The sequence below is a fragment of the Bacillus sp. BC08 genome, assembly GCF_054326875.1.
Genome location: NZ_JBTGPA010000035.1, coordinates 374,763 through 397,226, shown reverse-complemented (window position 1 = coordinate 397,226; position 22,464 = coordinate 374,763). Strand labels below are relative to the sequence as shown.

The 22,464-nt window shown below is 37.6% G+C and carries 20 protein-coding genes and 1 other annotated feature; of the genes, 2 read left to right on the top strand and 18 right to left on the bottom strand.

What is annotated here, in order from left to right:
- Positions 1-30: 30 nt before the first annotated feature.
- The 16 genes from mreD to hemA all read right to left on the bottom strand — a co-directional run bounded on the left by mreD (position 31) and on the right by hemA (position 18,155).
- The gene (mreD, locus tag ACXVYO_RS20140; RefSeq protein WP_458468318.1) at positions 31-576 is read right to left on the bottom strand and encodes a rod shape-determining protein MreD; all 546 of its coding nucleotides are present in this window, start codon (positions 574-576) and stop codon (positions 31-33) included.
- Positions 577-590: 14 nt separating this feature from the next.
- Complete coding sequence (gene mreC / locus ACXVYO_RS20135; protein ID WP_458468317.1) at positions 591-1,442, bottom strand: rod shape-determining protein MreC; 852 nt, start codon at positions 1,440-1,442, stop codon at positions 591-593.
- Positions 1,443-1,483: 41 nt separating this feature from the next.
- Complete coding sequence (gene mreB, locus ACXVYO_RS20130; protein WP_000466737.1) at positions 1,484-2,503, bottom strand: cell shape-determining protein MreB; 1,020 nt, start codon at positions 2,501-2,503, stop codon at positions 1,484-1,486.
- 157 nt (positions 2,504-2,660) lie between these two features.
- A complete protein-coding gene (gene radC, locus ACXVYO_RS20125) occupies positions 2,661-3,338 on the bottom strand; it encodes a DNA repair protein RadC (RefSeq protein ID WP_001013378.1) in 678 nt (225 codons plus the stop codon).
- 47 nt (positions 3,339-3,385) lie between these two features.
- Positions 3,386-3,961: a Maf family protein gene (locus tag ACXVYO_RS20120; RefSeq protein ID WP_458468316.1), complete on the bottom strand. Its 576-nt coding sequence runs from the start codon at positions 3,959-3,961 to the stop codon at positions 3,386-3,388.
- A 221-nt stretch (positions 3,962-4,182) separates the two neighbouring features.
- Positions 4,183-5,145, bottom strand: a complete 963-nt coding sequence (locus tag ACXVYO_RS20115; protein WP_458468315.1) for a stage II sporulation protein B — start codon at positions 5,143-5,145, stop codon at positions 4,183-4,185.
- Between the two features lie 165 nt (positions 5,146-5,310).
- Positions 5,311-6,612: a bifunctional folylpolyglutamate synthase/dihydrofolate synthase gene (locus ACXVYO_RS20110; RefSeq protein WP_458468314.1), complete on the bottom strand. Its 1,302-nt coding sequence runs from the start codon at positions 6,610-6,612 to the stop codon at positions 5,311-5,313.
- Between the two features lie 92 nt (positions 6,613-6,704).
- Positions 6,705-9,350, bottom strand: coding sequence for a valine--tRNA ligase (locus ACXVYO_RS20105; RefSeq protein ID WP_458468313.1), 2,646 nt, complete (start codon positions 9,348-9,350; stop codon positions 6,705-6,707).
- A 38-nt stretch (positions 9,351-9,388) separates the two neighbouring features.
- Positions 9,389-9,620 (bottom strand) — a binding site (T-box leader).
- Positions 9,621-9,739: 119 nt separating this feature from the next.
- A complete protein-coding gene (ysxE, locus tag ACXVYO_RS20100; RefSeq protein WP_458468312.1) occupies positions 9,740-10,765 on the bottom strand; it encodes a spore coat protein YsxE in 1,026 nt (341 codons plus the stop codon).
- Between the two features lie 63 nt (positions 10,766-10,828).
- Positions 10,829-11,812: a stage VI sporulation protein D gene (gene spoVID / locus ACXVYO_RS20095; protein ID WP_458468311.1), complete on the bottom strand. Its 984-nt coding sequence runs from the start codon at positions 11,810-11,812 to the stop codon at positions 10,829-10,831.
- A 109-nt stretch (positions 11,813-11,921) separates the two neighbouring features.
- Positions 11,922-13,211 carry a glutamate-1-semialdehyde 2,1-aminomutase gene (gene hemL, locus ACXVYO_RS20090; protein ID WP_048541355.1) on the bottom strand — a complete coding sequence of 430 codons (1,290 nt, stop codon included), beginning with the start codon at positions 13,209-13,211 and terminating at the stop codon, positions 11,922-11,924.
- Entirely contained in the window at positions 13,211-14,200 is a 990-nt protein-coding gene (gene hemB, locus ACXVYO_RS20085; protein ID WP_001087079.1) for a porphobilinogen synthase, read from the bottom strand. The genes hemL and hemB overlap by 1 nt, the downstream gene beginning before the upstream one ends.
- A 69-nt stretch (positions 14,201-14,269) precedes the next feature.
- A complete protein-coding gene (gene hemD, locus ACXVYO_RS20080; protein WP_458468310.1) occupies positions 14,270-15,022 on the bottom strand; it encodes a uroporphyrinogen-III synthase in 753 nt (250 codons plus the stop codon).
- Between the two features lie 2 nt (positions 15,023-15,024).
- Entirely contained in the window at positions 15,025-15,954 is a 930-nt protein-coding gene (gene hemC / locus ACXVYO_RS20075) for a hydroxymethylbilane synthase (protein ID WP_458468309.1), read from the bottom strand.
- A gap of 15 nt (positions 15,955-15,969) precedes the next feature.
- A complete protein-coding gene (locus tag ACXVYO_RS20070; protein WP_000008998.1) occupies positions 15,970-16,803 on the bottom strand; it encodes a cytochrome c biogenesis protein in 834 nt (277 codons plus the stop codon).
- 17 nt (positions 16,804-16,820) lie between these two features.
- On the bottom strand, positions 16,821-18,155 hold the full coding sequence (gene hemA / locus ACXVYO_RS20065; protein WP_063261285.1) for a glutamyl-tRNA reductase: 1,335 nt from the start codon (positions 18,153-18,155) through the stop codon (positions 16,821-16,823).
- 415 nt (positions 18,156-18,570) lie between these two features.
- Between hemA and ACXVYO_RS20060 the strand changes: the two genes are divergently transcribed.
- Both ACXVYO_RS20060 and ACXVYO_RS20055 read left to right on the top strand, forming a co-directional pair.
- Positions 18,571-19,023: a MarR family winged helix-turn-helix transcriptional regulator gene (locus ACXVYO_RS20060; RefSeq protein ID WP_000138544.1), complete on the top strand. Its 453-nt coding sequence runs from the start codon at positions 18,571-18,573 to the stop codon at positions 19,021-19,023.
- Between the two features lie 2 nt (positions 19,024-19,025).
- Positions 19,026-19,442, top strand: a complete 417-nt coding sequence (locus ACXVYO_RS20055; RefSeq protein ID WP_061677128.1) for an organic hydroperoxide resistance protein — start codon at positions 19,026-19,028, stop codon at positions 19,440-19,442.
- Positions 19,443-19,477: 35 nt separating this feature from the next.
- Here the strand turns inward: ACXVYO_RS20055 and ysxC are convergent, their stop codons facing one another.
- Positions 19,478-20,074 carry a ribosome biogenesis GTP-binding protein YsxC gene (gene ysxC / locus ACXVYO_RS20050; protein ID WP_000869115.1) on the bottom strand — a complete coding sequence of 199 codons (597 nt, stop codon included), beginning with the start codon at positions 20,072-20,074 and terminating at the stop codon, positions 19,478-19,480.
- A complete protein-coding gene (gene lon / locus ACXVYO_RS20045; protein ID WP_458468308.1) occupies positions 20,071-22,401 on the bottom strand; it encodes an endopeptidase La in 2,331 nt (776 codons plus the stop codon). Before lon ends, ysxC begins: the two co-directional genes overlap by 4 nt.
- Between the last annotated feature and the right edge of the window lie 63 nt (positions 22,402-22,464).

Genomic DNA, 22,464 nt, shown 5'->3' with positions numbered 1-22,464 from the left:
TTCACCCCACCGATTCAATTCGACATAAAATTAGAAAATCCTTTTTTCTTTTTCTTCCATCGCTTTTGAAAGACGCACTAAATATCGTCTCAGTGGGAAACAAACTATCAATAAGAAAATTGCATTTAGCAATACAGTAGACAGGAGACGATCTGTGAAAAAGACATACGCTGACATATGAGTACGTCCTAACAAAGTTAAAAATCCATACACATAATACTCTAGTGCTACAATACTAGCTAGTACAATAGAAGCAACAATAAATAAATTCAATTGTAGTACCTTCATCACACTATAAACTAAATAAGCTAAGATCGGATACGCAAATATATATATACCGACAAGTTCTGTGTATACGGTATCAAATAAGAAACCAAATAAGAGTCCGTAATAAATCCCTTGGACCGGACTATAGTACACAGTAATAAAACATAACACAATTATAAAGAAATGTGGTGCTGCTATACTGTTTTTCCAAAAAACCTCTGTTGGAACAATAGTAGCAAACATATTTTCAAATAGAAAAACAAAAAGGAGCAAAAGAGGAAGAGCTGCTCTTTTTAAAATCTTCATCATCTCTTCTCCCCCTCCTATTCTAATGGCGCTGAAGGCGTTGCACGTTTAGCAACCATAATATGCTCTACGTCATTCAAGTCAGCGGCCGGTTTTACATAAGCTGTTTTTGTTAAGCCGTATGGATCTGGCTGAACATCAACGATTGTTCCAATTACAAGACCTTTCGGGAAAATATCACCAAGTCCAGATGTTACAACTAATTGATCTTTTTTTACTTCTGCATCAGAGCCAATCTTTGTGAAAAGAAGTAAGTGCTTTTCTTTGTCGTAACCTTCAATCAATCCGAAGATTTTCTCATCACCTTGTACGATAGCAGAAACACGATTTGTTCGGCTCATAGAGCTTAGCAATTCTACTGATGATGTAAACTGGGATACACTTTTCACTCGTCCAACTAGACCTTGTGAAGTTACTACAGCCATATCTTTTTTAATTCCCTGCTGTGCTCCTTTATCAATTCCGATTAAATCGTACCATTTGTCTGGATTACGAGAAACAACAGTAGATGGAATTTCAGTATATTGGCTATTCAACTCTTTTTTACCCGTTAACTCTTGTAACTTCTTGTTATCATCTTCTAATTGTTTTACTTTCCCTGATAGACCTGCATAATTATCTAATTTTGCTTTTAATTCTTTATTCTCTTCATACGTGCGCTTTACATCCTCTACATTTTCGAAGAATCCAGCTACGTATTTCGCTGGCTTTTGGAATACACGTTCTACAACACCGACAGTGTCTTTAACAAACTGCTCTGGCCATGTTAAACTGTTCCGTTCTTTCAATGAGATTCCAATCAATGCCACGAGAAGAATAATACTAACTAACAAAACAATTAATCTTTTGTTTAAGAAAAACTGTGGCACGTTCACACCCTCTTAATTTCATTGATTTTTATTTTGCAATATTATCGAGCAGCAGTTTTGAAAAGGTCGATATTGTCTAATGCTTTACCCGTTCCAATTGCTACGCAATCTAATGGGTCTTCTGCAACAAGAACTGGCATATTTGTTTCTTCACTAATCACTTTATCTAAGTTACGTAGTAATGCTCCGCCACCTGTTAATACGATACCACGGTCCATAATATCTGCCGCTAATTCAGGTGGAGTTTTCTCTAACGTATTTTTAACAGATTCTACAATTGCATCTACTGTATCTTTTAATGCATCTGCAATTTCTTCGGGCTGAATTAGTACTGTTTTTGGTAAACCACTTACTAAATCACGACCGCGAATTTCCATAGGCTCGATACCTTCTGGCTCGCCTGCAGAACCGATTTCTAATTTTAATGCTTCAGCTGTTCTTTCACCAATCATTAAGTTGTAGCTTTTCTTAATGTACTGAATGATTGAATCGTCCATATCATCACCAGCAACACGAACTGATTGACTTGTTACAATACCACCTAAAGAAATGATTGCAACTTCTGTTGTACCACCACCGATATCAACAACCATGCTACCAGTTGGTTCCCAAACAGGTAAGTTTGCACCAATTGCTGCTGCAAATGGTTCTTCGATTGGATAAGCATCACGAGCACCCGCTTGACGAGTCGCATCGATTACTGCACGTCTTTCTACAGCTGTAATACCAGAAGGTACACATACCATTACATATGGTTTACGTGAGAAGAATCCATTTGATTTTTGAGCTTGTTGAATGTAGTATTTCATCATTGTTGCTGTCGTTTCGTAATCAGCAATTACACCGTCTTTCATCGGGCGAAGTGCCACAACGTTTCCTGGTGTACGACCAATCATTTGTTTTGCATCGCTACCTACAGCAACGATTTGTTTCGTATCAGTTTGTAACGCTACTACTGAAGGTTCACGTAAAACTACACCTTTTCCTTTTACATATACAAGCGTGTTCGCAGTTCCTAAATCTATTCCAAGATCGCGAGTAAAGCCACCAAATCCAAACATATTATTTATCTTCCTTTCTTGTTTTCACGGACTCATTTTTTCTTACTTTATATTATAAAAACAGTACGTTTTTTATATCTTTATCCTTCTTGTAGATAAATTTCTACAAAAAACTCATAAATCACATTATAAAACAAAATAAGTAAAAAGCATAGTCTTAAATATGACCTTTTTCCTTTAAACTCACGAATTTATGGTCACCTATTATAATATGGTCAAGCACTTCAATTCCGATAATCTGGCCACATTCTACTAAGCGTTTTGTTACTTCAATATCCTCTCGGCTCGGCGTGGGGTCTCCTGAAGGGTGGTTATGAAGACATATGATAGAGGCTGCTGCACGGCGGAACGCTTCTTTAAAAACTTCCCTTGGATGTACAATTGATGTGTTTAAACTTCCAATGAAAATCGTTTGCCTATGTATAACTTGATTCTTTGTGTTCAAATATAAACATACAAAATGCTCCTGCTGCAGGAAGCGCATTTCTTCCATCATATATCTCGCACAATCTTCTGGGCTTCGAATGCTGTATCTATTTTGATATTCTAAACGTACCATTCTTCTACCAAGTTCAAAAGCAGCTATAAGCTGGGCTGCCTTTGCAATCCCAACACCATGTATACTAACAAGCTCTTCTAACGTTGCATCTTTCAACATACGTAAACCATCAAAGTGATGTAAAATTTTATCTGATAACTTTAAAACTGTTTCTTCTTTAGAACCTGTTCTGAGTAACACCGCAAGAAGCTCCCGATTCGATAAACTTCCTGCTCCTTCTAACAATAAACGCTCCCGTGGCTGTTCTTCTTTGACAACATCACGAATACCGTTCATTTCTCCACCCCTTTTATTTGTTCTCTCAAAGAAAATCCCATGCAATTTTACGCATGGGTTACATCAATATTGAATTGTTTTAACTCCCGAACAAGACGTGAAATCGGTAAACCAACTACACTATAGTAGTCCCCTTGAATATGTTGAACAAAAATAGATCCTTTACCTTGAATTCCATAACTTCCTGCTTTATCAAGAGGCTCTTTTGATGCAACGTATGCGTCAATTTCCTCTTCTGTTAATTCCCAAAACGTAACTTCTGTACGCTCGTAAAAAGTGACTGTTTTGTCTTTTGTTATAATTGCAACACCAGTATACACTTCATGTGTTTTCCCTGATAATAATTGCAACATTTCTTTCGCCTCAGCCTCATTAGATGGCTTTCCAAGAATACGCGATTCATATGTAACAATTGTGTCTGCACCTAACACAATATGATCACAGTTATTTTCCGCTACCGCAGATGCTTTTTGCAGGGCAAGGGACATAACAATATCAGAAGGTGATGAGTACGCACCTATCGTTTCTTCTACTTCACTTACAATGATTTCAAATGGTACATCCGCTAACTCAAGCAGTTCCTTCCTGCGAGGTGACCCTGATGCTAAAATGATTTTTCTCATATTTTCTCCTTCCTTTCTCACATGAAGCAGAATCATTTATATTAATCGTATCAAAGGAATAGTTTGTCCACAAATGAAAGAAATATTATTTTCTCTAAACAAAATAATACTTTTTTACTAAAATACGATTATATTCCTGCCGTAGAGAAAGCACTTTGCTCTAAATTCAAAAGAAAAGAAAGAAGTACCTATACTTCTTCCTTCGTCATTTCATTATCCTATTATTTCACCTTTTGTGAAACAACTTTTTCATATGAAAGTATACCATCAATAATAACTTGATTTAATTTTGCCAAAGATTCCTTATCACCTTTTCCATCCTTCACTGTTTGCACAGCTACTGACGTATACATATACAATTTCTTCGCTTCTTCCTGTTTCATACTTTTTCCTTCTTTTTCAATTGCTTTCCACTCTTTTTCAATCGCACCTATATCTTTTGCATTACTTTTTCCACTAGCTTGTAAGCTAGAAGCATATTTTGCTAAATGAGTATATAATGGCTGTACTTTTGTTAAAAATGCCCCAACTTCTTTATCATCTTTGAGTAACGCTTTATCTGTTATATCCCAGTTCTTTTTCAATACAGAGACGTTATCATTTTTATACTGCGTCATCAATTGGTTTATGCCTTGTTCATCACTAGCAATACCAACAACTAATGCATACTTATCACCGCTCGGTTTTAAAGCTGCTATGCCTCCATTACCTTTCCACTCTTCAAGAGCGGCCTGTCCCTTTTCTTCGGAAGAATAAATCCCTCCTTGAACAAAAAATAATTTCATTGGATATAATGGCGTTCCTGTCTGCGCTTTTTGTTTTTCCTCTTTTTGTGCCGGTGTTTTTTCTGACGTTCCACCCACCTTTGCTTCTTCATTTTGCACCTGCTTCGAAGCTGTTACTTCACTTCCGCCTGTCGCTCCTTGCCCTTTAAGTAACTGTAGCATTCCCATCCCAAACGCCGTACCAATAATAATCGCAGTTGCAACGATTGCAATTAACGTATTGCTCCACTTCTTTCGTTTTTTTTCCGTAGACACTAATTTCGCTTTTTGAAACGGAACAACGTTTTTCGGCCTTTCGCTTTCTACTACCATCCATTCAAATTCATCTTTCTTTTTCTCCTCATACTTCGCTTCTGTTCCATTCACTTTCACTGAGATCGTTCGTGATTGCTTGTCCATACACTCACACCTCACCTCTTATCGTTGTCCGCATCATATCATATTCCTTTCACAAAAAAACGAGATATTTGTCAGAGGAATTCGCCAAATAACCCTATATATTTATCTTATATGTATGCATTTGACTTCATTTGTAGAACAAAAAAACTAGATAGCAAAGACTATCTAGTTTTTCTCGCGAATATATTTTCGAACTTCCGAAATGAAATAAAGAGAACCTGTTATGATAAAAACATCATTTTCTCCAATCATTTCAACCTTCGTATCAATTGCCTCTTTCCAATTTTCAAAAACTAGTTTTGACTCTTTCTTTGCATACGATGCAAGCTTATCAGCAGAAATAGCTCGATCAAAGGCGAATGTTGTAAAAATAATTTCATCGGCAATTGTTTCTAATTGACCTACCATATTATGCAACTGTTTATCACCAAGGGCAGTAAATAAAACTATTACATTTTTATCTTTGTAATGTGATTCTACTGTTTTCACAAGACTTTCGATACCTTCTGGATTATGGGCACCATCTATAATAATATCTGGATTACTTTGCAGTTTTTCAAATCGTCCAATCCAATACGCTTCCTGTAATCCAGTTCTCATTTCTTTTTCCTCAATTAAAAATGATAAGTATGTTTTGACATACATGACTGCCATAAGTGCAAGTGCTGCGTTTCCTACTTGGTGACTACCTTTCATTGAGATTCGCACATCTTCAAAAGTAGCGAAAGGACAAGTGAAATCGAACTGTTCTCCATTTTCGCTAGACTGTTTATGTAACACTGTAAAATGCTTGCCCATCTCGTATAAGTTTGCATGATTTTCCTTTGCAACCTTTTGAATGACTTGCAATGCTTCCTCATCTTGTACACCAGTAATAACCGGAACACCAGACTTAATAATCCCCGCCTTTTCATATGCAATTTCTCCTATTGTATTCCCTAAAATATGCATATGGTCATGGCCGATATTTGTAATAATCGTGAGAACAGGATGAATAACATTCGTAGAATCAAAGCGTCCTCCAAGCCCTGTTTCAAATAAAACAACATCACAGAAATTAACTTTACCGAAATAACAAATTGCCATAACAGTAATAATTTCAAACTCAGTCGCTTCCCCTAAATCCGTCTCATCTAGTTTTTCAACGACTGGCTTTACCATCTTTACCAGTTCAGTAATCTCTTCATCTGCAATTGGTGTTCCGTTCACACTAATACGTTCGTTAAATGTTTCAATATAAGGAGAGGTAAATGTTCCTACCTTATATTTTGCATCTTCTAACATGTAGCGCATATATGTTAACGTTGAACCTTTTCCATTTGTACCAGCAAGATGAACACATTTTATGTGACGCTCTGGATTTCCAAGCTCTTCTAGCATCCATCTCATTCTTTCTAATCCTGGTTTTATACCAAACTTCAATCGGCTATGAATCCACCCTATCGCTTCTTCGTATGTATGTATCACGTATGCTTTCCCCTTTCAAAAGACAACCTTCATACTCCTATTATACGCAAAGAAAAGAGACTCACCAATATAGTGAGTCTCTAAAAAACATTTTATTTCTCAAGATCTGCTAGACGTTGGCGAACTGCTTCACGTTTTTCTAGGTAGTCTTGCTCTTTCGCACGCTCTCCGTCAATAACTGCTGCAGGAGCTTTCGCTACGAAACCTTGGTTTGAAAGTTTCTTCTGTACACGTTCTACTTCTTTGTCGAACTTCTCAAATTCTTTCTCAAGACGTGCTCTCTCTTCATCAAGATTGATAAGATCAGCTAACGGTAAGAATAACTCTGCACCTGATACGATTGCAGTCATTGCTTTTTCTGGTGCTTGTAAATCCGTTTGAATTATTAATTCGCTTGGGTTACAGAAACGCTCAATGTAAGAGCTGTTTTTTGTAAGTTGAGCAAGTATAGCCTCATCTTTTGCTTTAATTTGCATTTGAACTTTTTTGCTCATTGGCGTATTAACTTCTGCACGGATGTTACGAACAGAGCGAATAATATCAACTAGAAGGTGCATTTCTGCTGCCGCTTCTTTATCTTGTAAATCTTCGCGAACTGTTGGCCACGCTGCTACTGTAATAGACTCGCCTTCATGTGGTAAATGTTGCCAAATTTTCTCTGTTACGAATGGCATGAATGGGTGTAATAGACGCATTGTTTGGTCTAATACGTAAGCTAAAATAGAACGAGTTGTTTTCTTAGCCGCTTCATCTTCACCGTATAATGGAAGTTTCGCCATTTCAATGTACCAGTCACAGAAATCGTCCCAAATGAAGTTGTATAATGAACGACCAGCTTCACCGAACTCATATTTATCCATGTTACGCGTTACGCTTTCGATTGTTTCGTTTAAGCGAGTTAAAATCCACTTATCCGCAACTGATTTTTCACCAGTTAAATCGATTTCTTCATACTTCATATCATCCATGTTCATTAATACGAAACGTGATGCATTCCAAATTTTATTAATGAAGTTCCAAGTAGATTCTACTTTCTCCATGCTGAAACGTAAATCTTGACCTGGTGCACTTCCTGTTGATAAGAAATAGCGCATTGCATCTGCACCGTACTTCTCGATAACATCCATTGGATCAATACCGTTACCAAGAGATTTACTCATTTTACGTCCTTGCTCATCACGAACTAAGCCGTGAATTAATACATCTTTAAATGGACGCTCGCCTGTAAACTCTAAACCTTGGAAAATCATACGAGATACCCAGAAGAAGATGATGTCATAACCCGTTACTAGTGCATCTGTTGAATAGTAACGTTTGAAGTCTGCTGCATCTTCATTTGGCCAACCAAGTGTTGAGAATGGCCATAGTGCTGAACTGAACCATGTATCAAGTACATCGTTATCTTGATTCCAGTTTTCAATGTCTGCTGGTGCTTCTGTACCTACGTATACTTCACCAGTTTCTTTATGATACCAAGCTGGAATGCGGTGTCCCCACCATAATTGACGAGAAATACACCAATCGTGAATGTTTTCCATCCAACGTAAATATGTGTTTTCGAAACGCTCTGGTACGAACGTTACTTTCTCTTCTTCTTTTTGTTGAAGCGCTACTGCCTTCTCCGCAAGTGGAGCCATCTTTACGAACCATTGTGTCGATAAGTAAGGCTCAACAACTGCACCACTACGCTCACTATGACCTACTGAATGCATATGAGGCTCGATTTCTACTAATACGCCCGCTTCTTGTAAATCTTTTACTAACGCTTTACGGCATTCGAAACGATCCATGCCGTTATACTTACCAGCTTTTTCGTTCATCGATCCATCTTCGTTCATTACTAAGATACGTGGTAAGTCATGACGGTTACCTACTTCAAAGTCATTCGGGTCATGAGCTGGTGTAATTTTTACAACGCCTGTTCCGAAATCTTTTTCTACGTACTCATCAGCAATAATCGGAATCTCACGGCCTACGATTGGAAGTGTAACTGTTTTTCCGATTAAATGTTTGTAACGATCGTCTTCTGGATGAACTGCTACCGCTGTATCACCAAGCATCGTTTCTGGACGAGTAGTCGCAAGACGAATATGACCAGATCCATCTGTTAATGGGTAGTTCATATGGTAGAATGCACCTTGAACTTCTTTATGAATTACTTCAATATCAGAAAGAGCTGTGCGTGTTGCTGGGTCCCAGTTAATGATATATTCACCGCGGTAAATTAAGCCTTTTTCGTATAATTGAACGAATACTTTATTAACTGCATCAGATAAACCTTCGTCTAATGTGAAACGCTCGCGAGAATAGTCTAGTCCTAAACCAACTTTCCCCCATTGTTGACGAATGTGAGACGCGTATTCTTCTTTCCACTCCCAAGCTTTTTCAAGGAACTTCTCACGGCCAAGATCGTAACGTGAAATACCTTCTTCACGAAGTTTCCCTTCTACTTTCGCTTGTGTTGCAATACCCGCATGGTCCATTCCTGGAAGCCATAATACATCGTAGCCTTGCATACGCTTCGTACGAGTTAAAATATCTTGAAGAGTTGTATCCCAAGCATGACCTAAGTGTAACTTACCAGTTACGTTCGGAGGTGGAATTACAATTGTATACGGTTGTTTCTTCTCGTCTCCTGTTGCTTCAAAATATTTGCCTTCTAACCACCACTGATAAAGGCCTTCTTCAACGGACATATGATCATATTTAGTTGGTAAATTCTTTTCCGTGTTTGACATTATTTTCCCTCCTTAAAATAAAAAATGTCCCTCATCCAAAAAAGGACGAGGGACATCGCGGTACCACCTTTATTTACAAACAAATTCAGAATTTGCTTATACTCTTAATTTGATAACGGACAAATCCGTCTTTTCCTAATGAGAACTATTCCGTTCAGAAAAGATGCTCCAGGGCTACCTTCTAACATAACTATCTAGAGAATCTCCCAGCTAATGATTCTCCTCTCTGAAGACGTTTCTTGTTATACTCTTCCCCTTCAAGGCATTTATATGATTGTTAATTATTATATACAATAGTGTAAAAAACGAAACCCTATTCGTCAAGATAAATTTAAGACTACGAATTTTTGACGCACAAAAAAGATAAGTAGAGGATGCTACTTATCTTTTTATCCGTTCCCTTGCTGGGCAGCTTGTAATTGCGAAAGGAAATATTCTATATTGCTAACGAGCCAATGCGATTGTTGTAAGCTCTTTACTCCGAGAAGTTCATTTTCCTCATTGCGACTCTCTCTTCTTTTCTTATAAGACTGGATTTGCCGAATAAATTGCGATGGATACGTCATATACGCAAACATGAGTAGTTGCTCTTCTTTCGTAAAAGGGAAATTTTTTTGATACATTTGATACCATTCAAACCGATCACTTCGCGCAATTGGATATGTGTTTAAAGACCGAGAATAAAACCCTACTATATCTTGCACCGGTGTTGCAAACTTCGATTTTTCTAAACTAATAAAATAGCCGTTCCGTTCATAATCAAATAAAAAATGATTAAGTGATACGTTACCATGCACAAAAGTAATACGTGTTTTTTCTTTTTCCTTCATCGCATCGTTCCACTCATTTAATTGCTTCGTTGCGAACTCACGCGCCCTCATGACATGATGATAATACGTACAATATTGCAATTCAAACGGAGACATATACCACTTCGCTTCAGATTCTACAAGAAACTCTTCTAACATCTCACCATCATTTTCCCAACGATCGGATATATTTGTATAATGTTTCTCTAAATCTTCTTCTGTATACGTTTCTTCTTTTACCGTTTTTTGATGCAACGCTCCGAGAGTCTGGAACATTTTATGGTATTGATCATTATCCTCGCCGTTCCCTTCCGCACGTTCTAACCAAGGCATTAAATAATAATTATACGTACCATCATTTAAAATATAATTACCATCCGTCGCATGGTATATAGGTACATAATTTGAAAAACCTTTCTCTTTCAAATATTGAATATGGTGCAGAAAGTTATTCCGCTCTAACTTTCTGCCTTCTATTTTCTTGAGCGCATATGGACCTTGATTCGTGTAAATTTTCGTTACGCTTCCGTGCTCTTCCATATGCTGCGTATCCAATCTATATTGCCTTACAATGGGTTCATAGCGATTTCGTAATTCCATATCCATACGAATAACCCTTTCTATTCAAAACATAGCCTTTAGGAAAATAAGTGAGTGAAAAACACTCACTTATTTCGCTTTTGCCCTTGAAACGGGAATATAAATAATTTGCCCTGCTGTTAAATATATATCTTCTGTTTGATTGACACGATATAAGTTTTGTACAGACGTTTCATAACGATCTGCAACGGATTCGATCGTATCTCCTTCTTGCACGAAATACATTCTTAACTTTGTAAATTCTTCTTCTGGCTCTTTCGTAAATAATTTCGTTAAATACAGCGCATTTTCATCTCGCTGTGAATACGCTTCTTCTTCTTGCTCTTCTTGCTTTTTCTTTTTATCTTTCTCTTTCTTGAAATCTTTTCGTCCGAACAATTCAAATTGCGGCGTTGTTTCTTTCTCTTCTTCGCGCTCTACAAATTCATGTTCTTCTATTTCCTCTTCCTCTACTTCCTGCTCTTTTCTTTCTTCTAGTTGGAACGGTTCAAATGCGTAATCTTCCCACTCATCTGATTCCTTATAAGCTGGTTCTTCTACTTGTGGCGTCGGTCTAGTTTCATACTCTTGCGCTACATCATCCTCTAACTCAGCATACGCCGTTTCTTCCTCTTCATCCTCAATTCTTTCTTCATCACATAAACCTGTAATAGATATATCCGCTAATAATTGTAAGCAACCATTTTCCTTTAATTCATAATCAAATTCCTCAATAGATACATATAGTTCTTCAATTAGTTTCACACGGTTTCTCGGAATTGATATTTCAAGCGGAAAGGAATGAACAAGTTCATTAACCCCATCTTCTCTTGTTTCTACATAATCAATTGACTTCGCTGGTGATAGATCTCTTAATGAATAAGCCGAATCATCTTGCCTTGCAACATACTCTCCCGTTAAATCTAATTGCCCTCTCACGATAACTTCATGATCAAGCTCTTCTATCTCAACGTCTGGATCTAACGAAATTGACAAAAGTTCTTCGACTTCCTGTCCTTTTTGGAACCAAACAGATTCTTTTAATGAAAAACGTAATGAATGATCTGTTGCCACTTCTTTTCCCCCTCCCAAACTATATGTCATTACAGATTTATGTACGGAAAGCTGACTTTATGAATAAAAAAAATCGCCCCCCTTATGGAGAGCGATTTTCTTTATTCAATTAAGCTTTTAATTTTGACATGGCAATCTCAGCCGCTGCAATTGTCGCTTCAATATCTGCATCACTATGTGCTGTCGATAAGAATAAGCCTTCGAATTGAGATGGCGGCAAGAATACACCTTGCTCTACCATTTCACGATAGTAAGCTGCAAAGAATTCTAAGTTTGAAGATTTTGCTGCATCGTAATTAATAACTTGTTCATCTGTAAAGAAGATACCAATCATAGAACCCGCACGGTTAATATGATGCGGAATGCCATGTTTTTCAGCCGCTTTACGTAAGCCAGCTTCTAACATTTCAGCTTTACGCTCGAATTCTACATATGATTCTGGCGTTAACTGTACTAACGTTTCATAACCTGCTGCCATTGCAAGTGGGTTACCTGATAAAGTACCCGCTTGGTAAATCGGTCCGCTCGGTGCAACTTGTCGCATAATTTCTGCTTTACCACCGTATGCTCCTACTGGTAATCCACCACCGATTACTTTACCTAAACAAGTTAAATCAGGTGTTACACCGTAATAACCTTGTCCACAATTATAAGCAACTCGGAATCCTGTCATTACTTCATCAAAAATAAGCAATGCACCATTTTGCTCTGTTACTTCACGAAGACCTTCTAAAAATCCTGGTTGCGGAGGAACAACACCCATATTCCCTGCTACTGGTTCTACAATTATACAAGCAATATCATCACCGAATTGTTCGAAAGCGTATTTCACACTTTCTAAATCGTTATACGCTACTGTAATCGTATTTTTCGCTACACCTTCTGGTACACCAGGGCTATCTGGTAAACCTAGCGTCGCCACACCAGAACCCGCTTTAATTAATAACGAATCACCATGACCGTGGTAACAACCGATGAATTTCAAAATTTTGTTACGACCTGTATAACCACGCGCTAAACGTAGCGCACTCATTGTCGCTTCTGTTCCAGAGTTAACCATACGTACAATCTCAATTGATGGTACGCGCTCAATAACAAGTTTCGCTAATTTATTTTCAATTTCCGTTGGAGCACCGAAGCTTGTACCTCTTTCAGCAACAGATTTTAAAGCTTCAACAACACGATCATTCGCATGACCATGAATTAAAGGTCCCCATGATAATACGTAATCGATGTATTCATTTCCATCGATATCATATACTTTAGAGCCTTTTCCACGCTCCATAAACAACGGATTCATACCAACAGACTTAAAGGCACGAACTGGGCTATTTACGCCACCAGGCATTAAATCTTGCGCCTCTTCAAACGCCGCAATCGACTTATCAAACTTTTTCATTATTTAGCGCCTCCTTCTTGTAACCATCTTGCTGCATCTTTCGCATGATACGTAATAATTAAATCTGCTCCTGCACGTTTCATGCTAATTAATTTTTCAAGTACAACTTCTTTTTCATTAATCCAGCCATTTTGCGCTGCCGCTTTAATCATTGAATATTCGCCGCTTACGTTATAAGCAACAACTGGTAAATTAAAGTTATTTTTCACATCACGAACAATATCTAAGTAAGAAAGAGCTGGCTTTACAATTAAGAAATCTGCCCCTTCCATTACATCTGATTCCGCTTCACGGAACGCTTCCATACGGTTCGCTGGGTCCATTTGATATGTTTTACGATCACCAAATTGTGGTGCACCGTGCGCCGCATCACGGAATGGCCCGTAAAATGCTGATGAATATTTCACAGCGTACGACATTACTGGCACATGTCCAAAGCCATTTTCATCTAATGCGTGGCGAATCGCTGTTACAAATCCGTCCATCATGTTTGATGGCGCAATAATGTCCGCTCCCGCTTTCGCTTGGCTGACAGCTGTTTTCGCAAGAACTGCAAGAGACTCATCATTTAAAATAATACCATCTTCAATTACACCGCAATGACCATGGCTTGTGAATTGACATAAACATGTATCCGCAACTACTACTAACTCAGGGAATTCACCTTTAATTTGCTGAATTGCACGTTGCACAATTCCATGATCACAATATGCTGATGATCCAACTTCATCTTTTTCAGCAGGTAAACCAAATACAATAACAGAACGGATACCTAAATCAACAACCTCTTGCATTTCAGCTTGCAATAAATCTAAAGACATTTGATATACGCCTGGCATAGAAGGCACTTCATTACGAACGTTTTCTCCTTCTAATACAAAAATAGGATAAATAAAATCTTCCGTATGTAAAAACGTTTCACGCACAAGCGCACGCATATTACCACTTTGTCTTAAGCGACGATGACGATTAAATTGTAAAGAGTTCATAGATTTCTATCCCCATTCTTTTATTTTATCCCGCTATTTGCGGGCAGTAAGACCCTACTAATTAAAGTTTCACTTTATAGATTCACAAATACATTGTAGCAATGCTTCTACAGTGTACTCTTTCGGCATAATAATATGCGGAAAATAAAGGCTCGCCTCTTTTTCCGTAATAGGCCCTATACAAGCAATTGTACATTTTTTTGTCCATTCTCTCCAGTTTGTACCCTCAAGTAAACGAACAAAACTAGTAACAGTTGAAGGGCTCGTAAATGTAATAATGTCTACTTTCCCTACTTCTAACGCTTCTATCAACTCTTGTTTTTTCTCTGCATTTTCTTTCGTACCATATACGATTAGCTCATCTAGAGAAACACCAATTTCGCGAAGTGCAACTGGAATTACATCTCTTGCTAAATTCCCTTTCGGAAATAAAATGCATTCGTTTCCACTTAGTCTTTTTACAAACTCTTCTGCAAACACCTCTGCAACAAATGCAGTTGGAACGAAGTCCACTTCATAGCCCCGCTTTTCTAACTCTAACTTTGTTTTCACGCCTACTGCAGCAATTTTAGTCGTTACGGGAAGCCTGTTTCTCAAACTATCTAGAAAAAAAGCTACCCCATTTTTACTCGTAAAAATAACCCAGTCATACGAATGTAGTTGTCCTGCTATATGTTGAATCTGTCTATGGGACATACCTTCCATACGCAAAAGCGGAATTTCCAATGGAATTCCGCTCTTTTCTTTCACCACTACACTCATTTGTTTTGCTTGATGCTGGGCACGTGTAATCAATACCGTTTTGCCAGCGAGAGCGTTCATATTTATTGTTGCCCCTTATTTGCAGCAAGGATGAGTTCCTTTGCGCCTTGTTTAATTAAACGGTCCGCAGCCTCTAATCCTACTTCCTCTGGATTAGTTCCTACTACTGTCTCTTTCAATAAAACAGAACCTTCCATAGAACCGACAAGAGCTGTTAATTCGATTGCATCGTTTTCTGTAAGGGTTGCATATCCAGCAATCGGAACTTGGCATCCACCTTCAAGTTTATGAAGAAATACTCGCTCTGCTGCCACTGTTCTTTCTGTTACTGCATCATTCATATGCGCCAACAGCTGTAGTAAATCCTTATCGTCCTCACGGCACTCAATCGCTAATGCACCTTGTCCTACAGCAGGTACACATAACGTCTCATCTAAATGTTCTGTAATAACTTCATTATCCCAGCCCATTCTTTGTAATCCAGCTGTCGCTAAAATGATTGCATCGTAATCTTCTTCTTGTAATTTACGTAAACGTGTATCGATATTTCCTCGAATCCACTTCACTTGTAAATCTGGTCTTGCAGCTAATAATTGTGCACTGCGTCTTAAACTACTCGTACCTAAAATAGCGCCTTCTACTAAATCTTTAAACGATGCTCCGCTTTTTGAGATAAAAGCATCACGAGGGTCAACACGCTTCGGTATACAACCAATCATTAATCCTTCTGGAAGTACGGCTGGCATATCTTTCATACTATGTACAGCCATATCAATTTCTTTCGTAAGTAACGCATGTTCAATCTCTTTCACAAACAAGCCTTTTCCGCCTACTTTTGAAAGAGTAACATCTAAAATAACATCACCTTTTGTGACGATTTCTTTCACTTCAAATTCATATGGTAAACCTAGCGCTTTTAACTGATCAATAAACCAGTTTGTTTGCGTTAATGCTAATTTACTCTTTCGTGACCCTACAATAATTTTGCGCATAATTCTCTCTCCTCATTATAAATACCAAAAGTGGAAGTTGGATAAACTGCTTAATAGAAAAATATTGATTAACATTACGAGAAATGCTCCGATGTTCCACTGCACGATTTTCTTCCCTTGCAACACATCTGCCACTCGTAAATATAGGCCAGCACAATATACAAATAGAACGACAAAAGATCCGATAACTTTCGTATCATACCAATGGAAATTATCCAATTTCGTATATCCCCAAATGCACCCTAATAAAATAGCTAGTAGGAAAAATGGAACAGAAAATAAATTTAATCCGTAAGACATCGATTCTAACTTCGGTAAATTCCCTAACCTTCTTAATCTCGCATTCCATTTTTTCTTTTTTAATAGGCGATATTGCAATAAATACATAATAGAAAAAATGAACGATACAGTGAAAGTTGCATAAGAAATAATAGCCATACCGACATGTACATATACAAGTTCTGAAACTAGTTGCTCCGCAAGTACCGGCGACATCTTTCCGAGCGGTGTAAAAATAGAAAAAGCGCTTACGCCAAATGCGACAACATTTGTAAAAAAGACTAAAAAGTCAATTCTCATAAAGCGATTAATGACTAACGACATCGTAATCAATAGCCAAACATAAAAATAAATCCCTGATAATAAAGTTAATATAGGGTTCGTTTCTGAATCTGTAGCCCGAAGTAACATGAAGATAGACTGCAGAACCCATACAATCGAAAGTAACCAAAAAGCAAATCGGTTCGCCTTTCGGTTACTTTGGAAATAATCTATAAAATATAAACTAATGCTACAAGCATATAAAATAATTGCAATATGATAAATAATACTGTTATTTAAAAAACTCATCCGATCATCCTTCCAAATTATAAAGATGGAACGGATGGTGTCCACGCTCTTTTATGTTCTACTTCTTCCGCACTACTCTCTACGTCTTCCATTTCTAAATCGAAAATCTTTGCAAATAACGCTAATTTTTCGTCTGCTCCCTCTTCAGCAGCTATTTCTTTCGCTACTAAAATTGGGTCTTTTAATAATTGATTAATAATACTTTTCGTATGCTTACTAATTACTTTTCTCTCACGATCACTAAGATTCGGTATTTTGCGTTCCAAACTTTCCATCGTTTCACTTTGGATAGCAAGTGCCTTATCACGAAGAGCTGCTATTAACGGAACAACACCAAGTGTACTTAACCACGTTTTAAATAAAACAATTTCCTCTTCAATCATAAATTGAATTTTCTCTGCTTCTTTCAAACGCTCAGCACGATTTGCTTCCACTACTCCTTGCAAATCATCAATGTCATATAAGAAAGAACCTTCTAGTTCATCAATCGCTGGATCAATATCACGCGGCACTGCAATATCCACCATAAATAACGGACGACCAGAGCGCATTTTCTCTACTTTTGTCATCATCTCTTTCGTAATAACATACTCAGATGCACCAGTTGAACTAATTAAAATATCCGCTTCTAATAATGCACATTGCAATTCACTTAAAGGCTTTGCATGTCCCATATATTTCTCAGCCATTACTTCCGCTTTCGTAAACGTCCTATTCATAACTGTTACTTTTCGAGCACCGCTTCCATATAAGTTTTGCAGTGCCAGTTCACCCATTTTGCCAGCACCAAGAATAAGTACGTGACAATCTGTTAGCTCGCCGAATATTTTCTTCCCAAGCTCGACAGCAGCATAACTTACCGACATCGCACTTTCACCAATCGTCGTTTCTGAGTGCGCACGTTTCGCTAACGTCACCACTTGCTTAAACAATTCATTAAAAATTGTGCCTGTTGCTTTTACTTGTTGTGCTTCTAAAAAGCTATCTTTTATTTGACCTAAAATCTGCGTTTCTCCGACTACCATAGAATCTAAACCGCACGTTACGCGGAATAAATGGTCTATTGCACCATCTTGTTCAAAAATCGTTAAATATGGTGCGACTTCTTCTATTTCAAGCTGAAACCAATCAGCTAAAAACTTCTTAATATAATACCGTCCCGTGTGTAATTGATCGACAACAGCGTAAATCTCAGTGCGATTACAAGTGGATACAATGACATTCTCTAACACGCTCTTTTGATTTTGTAATGTAGTCATTGCTTGCTCTAGCTCTGCTGCCTGAAATGTGAGTTTCTCACGAAATTCTACAGGGGCTGTTCGATAATTTACACTAACAACAAGAATATGCACGCAGCATGTCCCCCTTCACCCGTTTTATCACTTTATCTACTATCATAATACAACTTTCCTCTTATGAATCTGACAATCGTGTGAACAACCGATTATTTTTTATTTATTCTCCGTATGTAATAAAGGAGATTCAGTAAAACTAATAAAGACTTTCTACTTTATAATGATTATAAATTAATAACTCTATTTGTACGTTACCAAAAAAAGTCCTCATAATCAAGTGATGGAAACTATTCCATATGAATTATAACATCATCTTTCCTATCTTCTTTCATCATGAAGGAAAATATGTATGATTGTTCCAAATTGTAGCACAAACTTTCTCAATACAATGTATTTGACATTGTATTTCTTTTTCGTTATATTGATTTTACAAAATTAAATTGTGCACAACTTAATTAGAGAGGAGTTATGTATGACAGAGAATTCTTTACATCTAGATAATCAACTTTGTTTTTCCATTTACGCCTGTTCTAAAGAAGTGACCCGCTTTTATCGACCATATTTAGAAGAGATGGGCATTACGTATCCCCAGTACATTACTTTACTCGTACTATGGGAGCAAGATGGACTAACAGTAAAAGAAATTGGAGAACGTCTATTTTTAGATTCTGGTACGTTAACACCTATGTTAAAACGAATGGAATCATTGCAACTTGTAAAACGCGTTCGTTCCAAAGAAGATGAGCGCAAAGTTTGTATTGAATTAACAGAACAAGGTAAAGATTTAAAAGAGAAGGCTTGTTCATTGCCGACAACAATGGCAACAAATTTAGGAATTACAGAACAAGAATATCGTTCTTTATTAATTCAATTAAATAAACTAATTGAAACAATGAAAACAATTAATGATAGAAAAGGGGAATAAACATGGATAAATTATATACTGCTTCAGTAACTGCTACAGGTGGAAGAAACGGAAAAGTAGTTTCAGATGACGGCATATTAAATCTTGATGTAAAAATGCCGAAAGCACTAGGTGGTGCAGGCGGAGAGGCAACAAATCCTGAACAGCTATTTGCTGCTGGTTATGCCGCTTGTTTTGATAGTGCATTACAACTTGTCATTCGTACAAAACGTGTGAAAGTAGAAAGCACAGAAGTAACTGCTCACGTTTCTATCGGAAAAGATACAGATGGCGGTTTCGGCCTATCTGCTGTACTTGATGTACACGTTGCTGGTGTTTCTCACGCTGAAGCACAAGAACTTGTAGAAGCTGCTCACGGTGTATGTCCTTATTCGAAAGCAACAAGAGGTAATATTGAGGTTACATTAAACGTAAAATAAAAAAATGTAGTAAATAAAAAAACGCGCGACATTCGTCACGCGTTTTTTGTTTTTGTCATTCTATGAATTGCCTTCCACGCTTCTTCTTTTCCAAGTCCTGTTTCAGAAGAGAATAGAACAATTTCATCGCCAATTTCAACAGCAAGCGTTTCTTTTACAACTTTTAAATGCTTTTGCCATTTCCCTTTCGGAATTTTATCGGCTTTCGTCGCAATAATAATTGTTGGGATTTCATAATGCTTTAAGAAATCATACATCATCACGTCATCGTTTGTTGGTTGGTGACGTAAATCAACTACTAATACAGCTGCGTCTAATTGCTCACGCGTTGTAAAGTATGTTTCAATCATCTTGCCCCATGCTGCGCGCTCTGATTTAGATACTTTCGCATATCCATAACCTGGAACGTCAACAAAATGCATCATCTCATTGATTAAGAAAAAGTTCAGCGTTTGCGTTTTCCCTGGTTTAGAAGAAATACGTACTAACTTTTTACGATTTAAAATTTTATTAATAAAGGAAGACTTCCCGACATTTGAACGACCTGCTAATGCAATTTCTGGTAAATCACTGTCTGGATATTGTTCTGGTTTAACAGCACTAATTACAATATCTGCTTTTGTTACTTTCATTGTTTCACTCCTACTAATGCGTGCTCCAATACTTCATCTAAATGAGATGCAAGCACAAACGTAAGGTTTTCTTTTACGCTTTCTGGAATATCATCTAAATCTTTCTCGTTTTCTGCTGGCAAAATAATTTTTGTTAAGCCTGCGCGGTGAGCACTTAATGTTTTTTCTTTTAAACCACCAATTGGTAATACACGACCACGAAGTGTAATTTCACCTGTCATCCCCACTTCTTTACTTACAGGAATACCTGTTAGTGCAGAAATAAGTGCCGTTGCCATCGTAATACCCGCTGACGGTCCATCTTTTGGAACTGCTCCTTCTGGAACATGAATATGAATATCATTTTTCTCATGGAAATTCGGATCAATCTGAAGCTCTTCTGCACGAGAACGAATATAGCTAAACGCTGCTTGTGCGGATTCTTTCATAACATCCCCAAGTTTCCCAGTTAAAATTAATTTCCCTTTACCTGGCGCTACAGACACTTCAATCGCAAGTGTATCGCCGCCTGCTGCTGTATACGCTAACCCTGTCGCCATACCAACTTGGTCTGTTTTTTCAGCTTGCCCATAACGGAATATGTGCTTACCAAGTAAATCAACAATGTTTTTCTCTGTTACTACAATACGCTTGCGTTCTGCTGTAACGATAATTTTTGCTGCTTTACGACAAACTTTTGCAATTTGACGCTCTAGTGTACGAACACCAGCCTCACGTGTATAATAACGAATAATTTCAAGAAGCGCTTCATCACGTACTTGTAAATTACCTTTTCGTAAACCATGCTCTTTTAATTGTTTCGGCAATAAATGTTCACGGGCAATATGCACTTTTTCAAGTTCTGTATAGCCAGCAATCGAAATAATTTCCATACGGTCAAGCAACGGACCTGGAATACTTGAAAGTGTATTCGCAGTTGCTACAAACATAACTTTCGATAGATCATATGGTTCTTCAATGTAATGATCACTGAAGTTATGGTTTTGCTCCGGGTCTAACACTTCAAGTAATGCTGCTGATGGATCTCCACGGAAATCGTTAGACATTTTATCAATCTCATCTAATAAAAAGACTGGATTAACTGTTTTCGCCTTTTTCATACCTTGAATAATGCGTCCTGGCATTGCCCCAACGTACGTACGACGGTGACCACGAATTTCAGATTCATCACGTACACCACCAAGAGATACACGGACAAAATTACGATTTAATGATGTTGCAATCGAACGCGCTAACGAAGTTTTTCCGACCCCAGGAGGTCCTACTAAGCACAGGATAGGTCCTTTTAATGAATTCGTTAACTTCTGTACAGCTAAATATTCAAGTACGCGCTCTTTCACTTTCTCAAGACCGTAATGATCTTTGTTCAAAATCTCTTCAGAATGAGCAAGATCAATCATATCTTCTGTCGCTTCTGTCCATGGAAGAGCTAATAACCAATCTATATAATTGCGAATAACACCGCTCTCCGCAGAACTTGCTGGTAACTTTTCATAACGGTCTAATTCTTTCAGTGCAGCCTTCATTGTTTCTTCCGGCATTCCCGACTGTTCAATTTTCTCACGAAGTTCTTCAACTTCCCCGCCCTTACCTTCTTTATCGCCAAGTTCAGTTTGAATCGCCTTCATTTGCTCACGTAAAAAGTATTCTTTTTGCGTGCGCTCCATTGAACGTTTCACTTTTTGTCCAATTTTCTTTTCTAAACTAAGTAACTCTTGTTCATCTTGAATAATTGAAATAAGTGTATGTAATCGTTCCTTCACAGATACGATCTCTAAGATTTCTTGTTTCTGTTTCGTTTTAATCGGCAAGTGAGAAGCAATTAAATCAGCTAATCTTCCTGGCTCTTCTACATCAGCTACCGTTGCAAATGTTTCATTTGAAACTTTTTTCGAAACTTTAATATATTGTTCGAAATGCTCCAGTAATGTACGCATAAGAGCTTTCTCTTCTAGATCATCTTCCACTTCTTCAGTTACCGTTTTGATAGAAACCTGCACTACATTTTCTTCTTCGATAAACTCTACTACTTCAGCTCTATGTAAACCTTCTACAAGGACACGAAGCGTACCGTTCGGCAATTTTAACATTTGCTTCACTTTCGCCACTGTACCTACACTATATATGTCATCTTCTTTCGGATCATCGATATTCATTTCTTTTTGCATCGCTAAAAAGATGATATTTTCATCCATTGCCGCCTGCTCTAGTGCTTGTATCGATTTATCACGTCCTACATCAAGATGCAGAACCATCGTTGGATATACGAGAACGCCTCTTAATGGTAGGAGGGGTACGATTCTTTCATTCGTATTCATACTAGACATAGCACCTCCATAATAAATTAAACTCCTGTTCAACTATTTTATATTACAATACATCTAGATGCA